This window comes from Bacillus sp. SD075 (genome assembly GCF_017355165.1).
GTDB lineage: Bacteria > Bacillota > Bacilli > Bacillales > DSM-1321 > Peribacillus.
On record NZ_JADILK010000048.1, the window covers coordinates 1 to 11,909 of the forward strand.

Here is an 11,909-nt window from a genome sequence, read left to right on the forward strand (position 1 = left end):
AAAGCCCCTTATTAGGGGCTTTTTCTATATCTTATAACTTTATAATCAATTTTAAAAAACTCCACTTTGTAACCAGCTAACCGAGGAACAGCGCCAGAACGGCTGTTGATGGCACTCGGAATCGGCGGTGTGGCAGGTGCGGGGTTCCAAACTAAAGGCAATGAATCAGCCCCTGTTGATTTAGTAATGACAATATCCTTTCGTTACAATATCGGCAAAGGTGCCTGAATTATAACAGCTTAAGCAGAGCCTGTGCACCTGTTAGGATAAGCCCTATTATAAAACCACAGACCGCTCCGTTCACACGAATCCATTGTAAGTCTTTTCCTACACCATTTTCCATCATATCAATCAACGTTTCATTGTCTAGCTTATCTAAATTTTCTTGTACAAGATTGCCGATCTGCGTATGATTATTTTCAATGAGAACCGTAATTTGTTTCTGTATCCAATGATCGATGTGGGTGCTATTTTCTTTAATATTGTCCAGTATGTGATGAATCATTGGAGTCAGGTAAGTATCCATGAAATGTTCATCTTCGACGAAATCCAAAGCTTCTTGTTGAATTTGTTGTAGACTTCCCATTATTGTCGCCTCAGGCTGCCATTTTGTTAGAAGTTGTTTTTTCCATTTTTCAACTCCTTCTAACAGTTCCCGGTTATGGTCAATGCCTTGTATCTCTTTCCTGATATATAAGATTAAAGCTTCTCTATTTGGTTCGTTCTCGTTTTGTAAATTATTTACGACACTTAATAACAGGTTTTGTATGATATTCCCAAGTTTCTCTTCGTTAAGTAGACTTTGAATGGATTTAACGGCAAACTGAAGCATGCCTTCCAGTTCAATCTTGCTGAGTACATCCATGGAAACAGTGCCAAGTCGGTGACTGGTTTGTTTTTTTCTTAACCAATCTTCAGCTTTTTTCAAAACATGATCCAATGCCTTCTTATCAAATTCTTCGTTAAGTAACTGTGAACTTACTAAATGTAGGATCTTACTCATATCTATGTTAGAAAGCGATGCTTTAATTTTTTTTGCAACGAAAGGTGTAATCTTTTCAACATCTATATAACCAATCATTTGCTTGATAAGTTTAATCAGGACTTTTCTAAAAGTATCACTTTGTATCTCTTTTACTAAAATAGGGATCAATTTTTCAGTAAAAGGAATATGTTTCACTTTGTCCTGAATACTTTCCTTAGAAAGCCAGTCGTTTTTTAACATCGAAACAAGTGCATTTGTCATTCTTTTACGATTGTTGGGCAAAAGGGCTGTATGGGGAATTGGTATTCCAAGTGGATGGCGGAATAATGCAGTGACTGCAAACCAATCTGCTAATCCGCCAACTAAACCAGCCTCAAACCCTCCATGTAATAAATCTAGCGGCAATGAGCCTTGAAATGGGGTGGTTGCAATATAACCCGCCCCCATGATAATTAGTGAATATCTTGCTATTTTTCTTGATGATTTTATTTTTGGTGTCATTATATTCTCTCATCCTTAAAATGAAATTCAATTACTATTAACGAATCATCTATATGTTCAATGTCATACTTGTATCTAGTAGTATAGCAGGTAGTTCAAAAAAATACTCCCAACAGAGGCAATAAGTTCATTTATTGGGGAATGGGGAAAGCATTTATTAAGACCACAATCATTAGTATTTCCTTTGAATTTCGAAGATGCGGAGGTTGATTCACAATAAAAAAAGCCGATTAAATAAATCGGCTTTTTTTAAAAGGTTTTTTGGTTCATTTCCAACATATTATGATGCGTCTGTTTTTATCGAATCATTTTTAACGGTCCCTACATGTTCCTTATCTTTCATACGACTGAAGATATAGGCTAGGACGGAACCTGATAGATTATGCCAAACACTGAAAATGGCACTAGGTACAGCGGCCAAAGGTGAGAAATGTGCTGTTGCTATAGCTACACCTAAACCGGAATTCTGCATACCAACCTCCATTGCAACAGCTTTCTGTTTAGCTAAATCCATTCCGCATAAACGAGCAAAGAAAAAGCCGAGTAAAAAACCAAGAACATTATGAAGAACGACTACTGCAAAAATCAGCAAACCTGTTTTAGCCAGCTGGGCTTGGCTGCCAGCTACCACGGCAGATACGATTAGAACGATAGAAATGACAGATACTAGAGGTAAAGCCTTTGCACCAGCCTCCGCCTGTTTACCGAAAAACTTTTTAACAAGAAATCCAAGCATCAGCGGGATAATCACCACTTGAATGATGGAAATGAATAATGACCCAATACTGATATTGACCCATTTACTTGCCAAGAGCAGAATAAGCAGGGGGGTTACGATAGGTGCTAGAATAGTGGAAACAGAAGCAATGGCAACTGCAAGCGCAACATTTCCCCTCGCAAGAAACACCATGACATTTGAAGCAGTTCCACTAGGGCAACACCCTACCAAAATAACACCAACAGCTACTTCTTTGGGCAAATCGAATCCTAATGCTAATACAAATGCCAATAATGGCATAATGATAAAATGTCCAGCTACCCCTAATGCCACTTCTTTCGGCCGTCGGAACACTTCTTTAAAATCCGCTGTTGATAATGTAAGTCCCATGCCGAACATGACAATTCCTAATAATGGAACAATATAGTCTCCTATCCATATAAATTGATTAGGTGAGATATACGCAATAACTGCAAATATAATGACCCATAAGGTAAACGTTTTACCAGCAAATCCGCTGATTTTCTCTACTAAACTCATAGTGACCTCCTAGATGTTTTAAAATAAAACAATTATAGTTTATATTCAGAATATTTAAAACCCTTTTGAGAGATAAAAAAATGTCAATACATTCCTAACCGACTTTTTGGTTGGTTTCATTATGGACAGCCATATTGAAAAAGGTGATTTTTAGAACTGTAATTCTCTAGCGCTGAAAGGGAATGAATATGATGGGTTAACAAAGAAAAAGGTTTTAGAATTCTGTTCACCTTTATCCTTTTTCTTTTTTTGAAAAATAAGAGGGGTGCAAATTATTGGCATACTAATCATATGGAAAGTAGCTACCCGGTTTCTAGAGTAGGAAATAGTATTTGTTGTTTTACAGGATTAATTATTGCTATTGTATGTTTAGTCAGGGTTATAAAAGAAGTGGAGATGTGGTTTCTTTGATACATATATTAATTTCGGATGATGATCGGCATATTCGGGAGTTGCTAAAATTTCACTTGGAAAAGGAAGGGTACATGGTATCAGAGGCGAAGGACGGGAATGAAGCCTCCTTGATACTGGAGAAGGAACGGGTCCATCTGGCGGTTGTTGATATTATGATGCCGTTTAAAAACGGACTGGATCTTTGTAAGGAAATCCGTGATCAATATGATCTGCCGGTCATTTTGTTGACAGCTAGAGATCAACTTATCGATAAGGAAAAGGGGTACTTTGCAGGTACGGATGATTATCTCGTCAAGCCATTTGAGCCACGGGAACTTCTATTTCGGATAAAAGCGCTATTGCGGAGGTATCGCATGGTGAACTCTGAATCCATATCATTGAATCAAACGGTCATTGACCGTAAAAGTTATGAAGTGCGATTAAATGGGAGTACGCTGCTCCTGCCGCTTAAGGAATTTGAGCTGCTGGCTCAGCTGGGGAGTTTTCCTGATCAGGTCTTTACGCGAGAGCAGCTTATTGAATTGGTGTGGGGCGCAGATTTTGAAGGGGATGATCGGACGATTGATGTTCATATTAAACGGTTAAGGGAACGTTTTGCCGGGCGGACCGATGATTTTGTTATAACGACAGTCCGTGGTTTAGGTTATAAACTGGAGGTCAACAAGAAGTGAAAACACTCTATTTCAGAATAGTAATTCAAACCATTTTGATCATGGTCCTTGCCAGTGTCATCGCTTTTTTAATTTCCAATGTCTATTATCATCAGGTTCAAAAACCCTACAATGGTGAGAAGATAAAGAAAGTCGCAAGTGATATCGTCTCCTTATATGAGGAAAATCCTGAACAGGACATTGATGTTTATTTAAACCATATTGCAGGATTGCACTATCAAATGTATCTATTTAATGAGCAGGGGGATGGAACCTTATATGGCGAGCCGTTTCGGGAAACTGGTTTGGATCGAGATACGATTTCTGGAGTCTTGAACGGAAAGACCTATCAAGGGATAGCCAATTATAATAATGGGTTATTTATTACCGGATTTTTTGAAGATGTATTGGTTAATAGCATTGGGGTCCCGTTGAACGTGAATGGCGAAAAACATGCATTGTTTGTAAGGCCGAATATAGAGCTGCAGTTTGGTGAATTCCGCTTTTTCCTTGCAGTTTTGCTCGTACTCACGCTCCTTCTCAGCTTTTTATTTGTGATCATTAACACGCGTTTCATCGTCAAGCCGATTACGAAATTAACGGAAGCTACAAAGAGGATAGCCGATGGGGATTATAGTAGTGAATTGAATGTTACCCGCCGTGATGAAATTGGATATTTGGCCCAAAATTTCTCGAAAATGACTCAAAGCATACAGCGGTTAGATGATATGAGGCAGGAGTTCGTATCGAATGTATCCCATGAAATTCAATCTCCGCTTGCATCCATCCAAGGTTTTTCTCAAACCCTCCAATCGGGGGAATTAACAAAAGAACAAAGAAATCAGTACTTGTCCATTATTGAAAAGGAAAGCAGGCGCATGTCGCTGTTAAGCAAACAGCTGCTCATGCTTGCTTCTTTGGATAAAGTAGAAGATCCGCTGCAACGGTCCAATTTCGATTTAGCGCAGCAAATCCGGCAAGTGTTGTTCATGCTGGAATGGAATTGGCGGGAAAAAGATATGGTGATCGAAATGGATTTGCCTTCAACCGTCATTTCTGCAGATGAGAAACTTTTAAATCAAGTATGGACCAATTTGATAACCAATAGCATTAAATACTCGGAAAGTGGCAGTTCGATCGATATTCGGATTAAAAGAATAGGCAGTACTGTTGAAGTGAGGATTGCCGATACGGGCATAGGAGTCCCCGATGAAGACCTCCCTTATATATTTGACCGCTTTTATAAAGTCGACAAGGTGAGGAACAGGAGTGAAACAGGCAGCGGATTAGGACTTTCGATTACGAAGAAGACGGTTGAACTTCATGGGGGGATGATCGAAGTTCAAAGCGAACTCGGTAAAGGGACCACTTTTTATATACGGCTGCCCCTTATGTAATCAGCTGTTCATCTTCCATTCATATTGATTGTTTACAATCGAGTCATACCGATTGAAGTGGGATGGGATCGGTAAACTAAAGGAATGGGAGATGAAATGATGTTTTTGGCAATACGTGAATTAAAGCATTCAAAGTTACGTTATCTGCTGATTGGTTTGATCATGGTATTGGTCGCTTTGCTTGTCTTTATCATTTCAGGATTAGCTAATGGACTTTCTTCAGATAATGCTTCATCCATACAAAACATGAAGGCCGACTATTTCATTATGGATCATGACTCTAAAAATAAATTGAACCGATCTATCATATCCATGGAAAAGCTAGATGAAATCCGGGCCTCATCGGATGTTAAAGCAGCCGAAGGCCTGGGGCAAATGATGATCACATTGAATAAAATCGGAGCATCCGAGAAAACGGATGTCACCATTTTTGCTACCGATGCAAGTGGCATTTTAGCACCGAGGGTCATAGAAGGAACGAACTATGACAATAAGAAACAAGGTGAACTCGTTGCAGATCGTTCTTTAAAAGAAGTGGGGTATAAATTGGGTGATTCACTTAAAGATGACCTATCAGGCAAGGTTTTCACCATTGTTGGTTTTACTGAAAAGCAATCTTACAGCCATTCACCGGTAGTTTACATGAATGTTAAGGGGTGGCAGGACATTAATCCAGCATTGAACAATCAAGAAACAGATGCAATCAGCACAATAGCCGTGCAAATGGACCCGAAGGCAGAAGAAAATGTACGTGAAGCATTGCCTGAAGGCGTAACGATCATTTCGAAAGAAGAATCACTTCAGAGTATACCAGGCTACAAAGAGGAACAGGGTACATTGACGATGATGATTGCCTTCTTGTTTGTCATAGCAGCTTTCGTTTTGGCTGTATTCTTTTACGTGATTACCTTGCAGAAGACGAATCAATTTGGTGTCCTTAAAGCACTCGGGGCCAATACGAGCTACCTGGCAAAAAGCATCGTTGGTCAAGTGATGCTGCTTGCCGTTACATGCATAGCCATCAGTGTTGCACTGACATTTGGCGTCAATTTGATCATGCCAGAAGGAATGCCTTTTGAATTGAGTACTGATTTGGTCATTAAATATTCCGTGTTACTTTTAGTAGTATCCGTATTGGGTTCGCTGCTATCACTATATCGGGTAGCGAAGATAGACGCGATTGAAGCAATAGGGAGGGTATCATGATGGGGGATAAACTATTATTTGAAAACGTCAGTAAGATTTATGGGGAAGGCGATAATAAAGTGACTGCCCTTGATAATATTTCCCTGAATGTGAGAGCGGGGGAATTCGTCGCCATCATGGGTCCTTCAGGCTCAGGAAAAAGTACTTTTCTTTCAATAGCAGGTGCGTTACTTTCCCCAAGCAAAGGTCGCTTACTGCTGAATGATGAAGATATTACAACATTATCCCCAAAGGAATTGACTAGAGTACGCCTTGAAAAGATCGGTTTTGTATTCCAAACGTCGAATCTTGTCCCATATCTCACCGTACGAGATCAGCTTATGCTACTTTCTGAACTGAGTGGCAAGCGAGATAAAAAGACTATGAATAAAGCGGACGAATTGCTTAGCCACCTTGGACTGGGACATCGGGCAGGTCACTTGCCGGAAGGACTGTCGGGCGGTGAGCGGCAGCGTGTAGCCATCGCCCGTTCGCTGATGAATGATCCGGAAATCATTTTAGCGGATGAACCAACTGCAAGTCTTGATTCCAAAAGAGGCAGGGATGTTGTTGAAATGCTTGCACATGAGGTGAAATCAAGAAATAAAGCCGCCATCATGGTAACGCATGATGAAAGAATGTTAGATTTATGTGATCGAGTGGTCAATATTACAGATGGCAAGGTATTTGGATGAGTTATACGTAAAATCCACACTCAATAAGCGATAAATAGGCCTCCGTTTCACCAAAGGAATTAGGAGAAGCGGAGGCAGAAATCGCTTGAATTGGAACCTAGTAATCGACAATAAGCAGCTGAAATACTAGTTGTTGCTTTATATAGAGGGCATGCAATTATGTATCATATTATGCTTGGATCCCAGATGGTTATCTTCGGATTAATCATGTTTTTTTATTTTAAAGAACAAACAATGATAGGTTGCCTTCACCCCTGATTCATCTCGGTATTCTGTGTCGTATATGTTGATTAACTCTCGAAAAAGGGAAGGACGCTGGCTGTAGTTTTCTTTGTTGCTGTTAGCTGCACCGATCTTTTTAATTGAAGTGAAAAATTCACGTACTGTCTGAAAGTATTCTAGTTCTAGCTTTTCCATTTTTGTTATCTCGATTGGAAATGCTGATGAAAAGGGGAGTGCTTCTTCACAAACCTGGGATAATTCCTCTAGTGTGTAAAACATTTGGCCTGGTGAACTATCAATGGAAAGTTGCAGCTTTTCTTTCGCATGTTCATATGACCTATGAAGCTCTTGAAAGGTATCGATTCCGAACGTTGAAAATATCAGGCTTCCTTCAGCCGTTAATCGTGCAATCAATTTTTCAAGGGTTGCAGGAAGATTATTCAGCCATTGGAACGTTGCATTAGAAATAATCAAGTCGTAATTTTCATTAGGCGCCATTTCTTCGATATCAGTACATAAAAATATAACACGATCTTCCTTTGTCATTCCTTTCGCCACTTCAACCATTCCTGGTGCCAAATCAACAGCCGTAATAGAGGCATTAGGGAATATGTCGACGAGTAACCTCGTTAAGTAACCCGTGCCGCAGCCAATTTCAAGAATATTGATTTTATGATTGATGATTTTTGCAGGAAGCAAATCCACTAATTGTTTTGCCATGTTTTTTTGAACATTGGCATACGCATCATATGTTTTCGCGTGTTCACTGAACCGCTTACTTAACAATCGTTTATCTATCATGAATGTACTCCTTTTGAATAAATGTTTTTATTTGCTCCATACATTCCTGTGTTTTTGTGAAAAATGGAATATGACCGGCGCCTTCGATAATATGAAGCTCGGCATTCCCACCCAGATTTTCTTTAATGAAGGATGAGGCTTCAAGTGGGCAAATTTTGTCTTCTCTCCCATGAAGCAAGATAAAGGGGGCTTCAATTCGGTCGAGTCCTGCTCTAACATCTTTATGGATTAGATAATCCAAACCAATAAGATGCGAAAATACATCATCACCATGAAACTCTCGTTGAATTGCCGTGATGAATTGATGATAAAAACCTTCTTCTTTTTCAGATTCGGAAAACATTGCTTCATAGAAGGAAATCAAAGTTTTCTCTTTATTGTGCTGCAGTTGTTTCTTCATCCGCTCGACCATTCGTGGATCCCAGCCAAATGAATAATTTTCTCCTGTGGTAAACCGACTTGTTGCGCCAAAAAGGATAAAACCTTTTATTTTTTCTCGATACGAACTTGAAAGTCCAAGTGATACTATTGCCCCTAATGACCAGCCCAGTAAATAAACAGGGCCATCGATGGAAGCGATGGTGTCCATGACCCGATCTTCAAAGTCATTTAGTGTTTTCATATCTCTCCATTCTATAAATGAGAGGTGAAATAATTCTGACAGCGGATTGATTAACGGTTGAAACGCATCTTTTTTCATTCCCCATCCAGGAAGCATGACTAAATTCGCCTGTTTCATTCAATAACACCCATTTCTTTTCCAATGATCGACACTTTTTCAACTGCCCAATCAAGATCCTTTTTATCGTGGAGAGCTGTTACGGTAAACCGGATTCTCGCCTCATTTTCAGGAACGGTCGGCGGTCTGACAGCAATAGCCGCGATTCCTTCTTTCTGCAAACGTGTGGCAAATTCCATCGCTTTTTCGTTTTCCCCGATGACGATAGGAACAATTTGTGATCGACTTCCGCAAATATTAAACCCGTAATTTGTGAGTTCCTCTCTAAAGTGTTCTGAATGTGTTTGGAGCAGTGAGCGGCGTTCTGGTTCTTGCTGGACAAGTTCAATTGCTGTTTTCATAGCACCGAGAATGGCCGGGGGGAGTGCAGTTGAATATATGAATCCGCGCATGCGATTTTTTAAATAGTCGATGAGCCATTTTTTCCCGACGACATAGGCCCCGAATGAACCGAGCGCTTTACTGAATGTTCCCATTTGGATATCTATTTTATTTTGAAGATGGAGATGACCGGCATAACCTTCACCGTTTTTACCGTAGATGCCGGTTCCGTGTGCTTCATCAGTCATTAACATTACGTTATAACGTTTTTTTAACCGAACAAGGTCTTCAAGATAAGCAAAGTCACCGTCCATGCTGAAGACCGTATCCGTCACGATTAATTTACGTGCTTCCATCGATGATTTTTTCAATAATGCTTCTAAATGAACTAAATCATTATGACGATAGCGTAGATGCTTTGCACGGCTTAAAAGGGCTCCATCGACAATGCTTGCATGATTCAATTTATCACTATAAATAATATCGTTACGGGACAGCAGGGCGGAGATAATCCCAAGGTTCGCGTTATATCCGCTGTTGATTATGAGTCCTGCTTCGGCTTTCTTCCAATTGACAAGAGCTTGTTCCGCTTGCTCGTAAAGAGGGTGATTGCCAATAATTAAACGTGAAGCCGTTGCTCCTGCACCATATGTATATACGGCATCTGCCATGGCCTTTTTCAGCCGCTCATCTCCTGCATATCCTAAATAGTTATTAGAAGCTAGATTTAGCATCCTGCACCCGTTGATCTTAAGCCATGGCTGCTCGGCGAATTCCGTTGAAACGAGTTCGCGTTTTTGCGATATCTCTTCTAAGTAAGCCAGTTCTTTCTTTATTTTTTCTTCCCAACCAAGTAATTGTTTTTCACTGTGCATGGGCATTCTCCTTTTATATGTTAACTAAAAATAATATAGGTTAACATATAAAACATTCTAATCATGACTCAATGAAACTGTCAAGCTTTGAAAAGGAACATGATAATAAATTGATTATCCATTAATCAAAGAGAAATCCAGGGTCGAAAAAGGACATCTATCCTAAGTGTGCTGTTGGTTATTTGAACCAAGTCGAGGAGCATGAAACTAACATGAAAATAGGTTAATGAGAAGGAGACAATGGCTTTGTTAAGCTAATGTATAAAAGAGCTTAGTGAATTTTGGTGCCTTTATATGTATTAAGCCCGTTCATTGAAGATAATCTAACTTCCAAGGTAGTCTTTTTGTTAAACCTTCAAATCTTTGAAGGATTAAAAGAGATTCCATGTTACTATAGAGCAGTGAATTTAACCGATTCACATTAACCATCACATAAAGGAAGGGTAATAAATATGAAAAAGATTTCTTTAGATGTTTTCTTTATCCTAATAGGAGCTTTTATTTTCGCCTTGGCAATAAATCTTTTTGTCATTCCAAATGAACTTGGTGAGGGAGGAGTCACGGGGATAACCATCATTTTATTTTATCTTTTTGAATGGTCACCGGGGCTGTTAAGTTTGATCATTAACGCTTTCCTGCTCATTGTCGGTTATAAATATTTGTCGAAATTAACAACGGTATATACAATCATTGCCGTTGCATTTAATTCACTTTTCCTTCATTTGACTGAAAGCTGGACGATATCTTCAGATGAATTGGTCATCAATGCGATATTTGGCGGGGTTTTTGCCGGTGCAGGAATAGGTATGATCATTCGTGTTGGAGGCACTACTGCCGGTACGACGATCCTAGCCCGAATCACGAATAAGTATTTGGGATGGAGCTTAAGCTATGGACTACTGTTTTTCGATTTAATCGTTGCGTTCTCATCTTATTTCATCATTGGTGCAGAAGGTCTGATGCTCACTATCCTTATGCTTTACATTGGAACAAAAACGATGGAATTCATCATTGAGGGATTGAATCCGAAAAAAGCGATTACCATCATTTCAAAAGAAGCGGACCAGATTGCAAAACAAGTAACCGAATTGATGGACCGGGGGGTCACTGTTTTTAGCGGACATGGATACTATACAAAAGCATCCAAGGATATTTTATATATCGTTATAAGTAAGCAAGAGGTACTGAAGTTAAAGAGAATAGTGCAATCAACGGATAGCAATGCTTTTATAGCCATACATGATGTACGGGACGTATTTGGTGAAGGGTTCCTGGATATCTCGAAGTCCTGATGCGAATTATCGGGAGGCGGATAAGGTATAAGCGAAATGAAAAGGCCTAGTGGGCTTTTTTATTTTGTATTGAGAAATATCTGTAAATTCAGAATAATTTGTTATATTATGTAAGTAAGAAACCACACACCCTGAGGAGTGCAGCCATTAAATGTGGAGGTGCCAAGATGATCCTTTTAAAAGTGGATGACAGAAAGTTTGGGAAAAGCAATATCAAGTACAGTGTCGTTGATAAGGAAACGAATGAATTGATCATTAGCGGTGTGTTTAAAGAATTTGGACAAGCAAGCGATAAATATTATGAATTGAAGGATGAATATGGTTCATCCAATGTGAAGATGATATTGAAGTGAAAAAGGGGGACCGACGGGTTTCCCTTTTTTCGTGTAATGCCAGGAATGAAAATGGCCCGTACATTAAATAATCGAAATAAGGAATAATCAAAGGTTTCTGAATCATATAATTTGGTTAAGAAGGTTCTTAACATCCTTTTTTTACAATATACTACAATTTTATTGTAAAGTATGGAATTTGGTGGTAATATAAAGCGCATAAATGTAAACGTTTGCAATAA

At 39.3% G+C, this 11,909-nt stretch carries 11 protein-coding genes; 6 read left to right on the forward strand and 5 right to left on the reverse strand.

All coding sequences use genetic code 11. The features are described from left to right. Positions 1–229 precede the first annotated feature (229 nt). Together IOC57_RS21485 and IOC57_RS21490 are read right to left on the reverse strand one after the other, a co-directional pair. Positions 230–1,486 carry a DUF445 domain-containing protein gene (locus IOC57_RS21485; protein WP_207440603.1) on the reverse strand — a complete coding sequence of 419 codons (1,257 nt, stop codon included), beginning with the start codon at positions 1,484–1,486 and terminating at the stop codon, positions 230–232. Between the two features lie 280 nt (positions 1,487–1,766). Next, positions 1,767–2,744 (reverse strand): bile acid:sodium symporter family protein, encoded by a 978-nt coding sequence (locus tag IOC57_RS21490; protein WP_207440604.1) that lies wholly within the window; start codon positions 2,742–2,744, stop codon positions 1,767–1,769. Between the two features lie 365 nt (positions 2,745–3,109). On the opposite strand from IOC57_RS21490, the gene IOC57_RS21495 reads away from it, so the two are divergent. From IOC57_RS21495 to IOC57_RS21510, 4 genes are all read left to right on the forward strand, one after another. Continuing rightward, the gene (locus tag IOC57_RS21495) at positions 3,110–3,829 is read left to right on the forward strand and encodes a response regulator transcription factor (RefSeq protein ID WP_207440627.1); all 720 of its coding nucleotides are present in this window, start codon (positions 3,110–3,112) and stop codon (positions 3,827–3,829) included. Further along, positions 3,826–5,205 (forward strand): sensor histidine kinase, encoded by a 1,380-nt coding sequence (locus tag IOC57_RS21500; RefSeq protein ID WP_207440605.1) that lies wholly within the window; start codon positions 3,826–3,828, stop codon positions 5,203–5,205. The genes IOC57_RS21495 and IOC57_RS21500 overlap by 4 nt, the downstream gene beginning before the upstream one ends. A gap of 99 nt (positions 5,206–5,304) precedes the next feature. Further along, complete coding sequence (locus tag IOC57_RS21505; protein ID WP_207440606.1) at positions 5,305–6,411, forward strand: ABC transporter permease; 1,107 nt, start codon at positions 5,305–5,307, stop codon at positions 6,409–6,411. Then, positions 6,408–7,085: an ABC transporter ATP-binding protein gene (locus tag IOC57_RS21510; RefSeq protein WP_207440607.1), complete on the forward strand. Its 678-nt coding sequence runs from the start codon at positions 6,408–6,410 to the stop codon at positions 7,083–7,085. The genes IOC57_RS21505 and IOC57_RS21510 overlap by 4 nt, the downstream gene beginning before the upstream one ends. A 201-nt stretch (positions 7,086–7,286) precedes the next feature. Here the strand turns inward: IOC57_RS21510 and bioC are convergent, their stop codons facing one another. Genes bioC through bioF form a run of 3 tightly spaced genes read right to left on the reverse strand, consistent with a single transcriptional unit; the run spans position 7,287 to position 10,043 of the window. Then, complete coding sequence (gene bioC, locus IOC57_RS21515) at positions 7,287–8,108, reverse strand: malonyl-ACP O-methyltransferase BioC (RefSeq protein ID WP_207440608.1); 822 nt, start codon at positions 8,106–8,108, stop codon at positions 7,287–7,289. Beyond that, positions 8,098–8,847: an alpha/beta fold hydrolase gene (locus IOC57_RS21520; protein WP_207440609.1), complete on the reverse strand. Its 750-nt coding sequence runs from the start codon at positions 8,845–8,847 to the stop codon at positions 8,098–8,100. Before IOC57_RS21520 ends, bioC begins: the two co-directional genes overlap by 11 nt. Further along, the gene (gene bioF, locus IOC57_RS21525; protein WP_207440610.1) at positions 8,844–10,043 is read right to left on the reverse strand and encodes an 8-amino-7-oxononanoate synthase; all 1,200 of its coding nucleotides are present in this window, start codon (positions 10,041–10,043) and stop codon (positions 8,844–8,846) included. The genes IOC57_RS21520 and bioF overlap by 4 nt, the downstream gene beginning before the upstream one ends. Before the next feature lie 452 nt (positions 10,044–10,495). Here bioF and IOC57_RS21530 point away from each other — a divergent pair, with 452 nt between their 5' ends. Both IOC57_RS21530 and IOC57_RS21535 read left to right on the forward strand, forming a co-directional pair. Continuing rightward, entirely contained in the window at positions 10,496–11,335 is an 840-nt protein-coding gene (locus IOC57_RS21530) for a YitT family protein (protein WP_207440611.1), read from the forward strand. Between the two features lie 167 nt (positions 11,336–11,502). Next, on the forward strand, positions 11,503–11,688 hold the full coding sequence (locus tag IOC57_RS21535) for a hypothetical protein (RefSeq protein ID WP_063235290.1): 186 nt from the start codon (positions 11,503–11,505) through the stop codon (positions 11,686–11,688). The last annotated feature ends 221 nt before the right edge of the window (positions 11,689–11,909 follow it).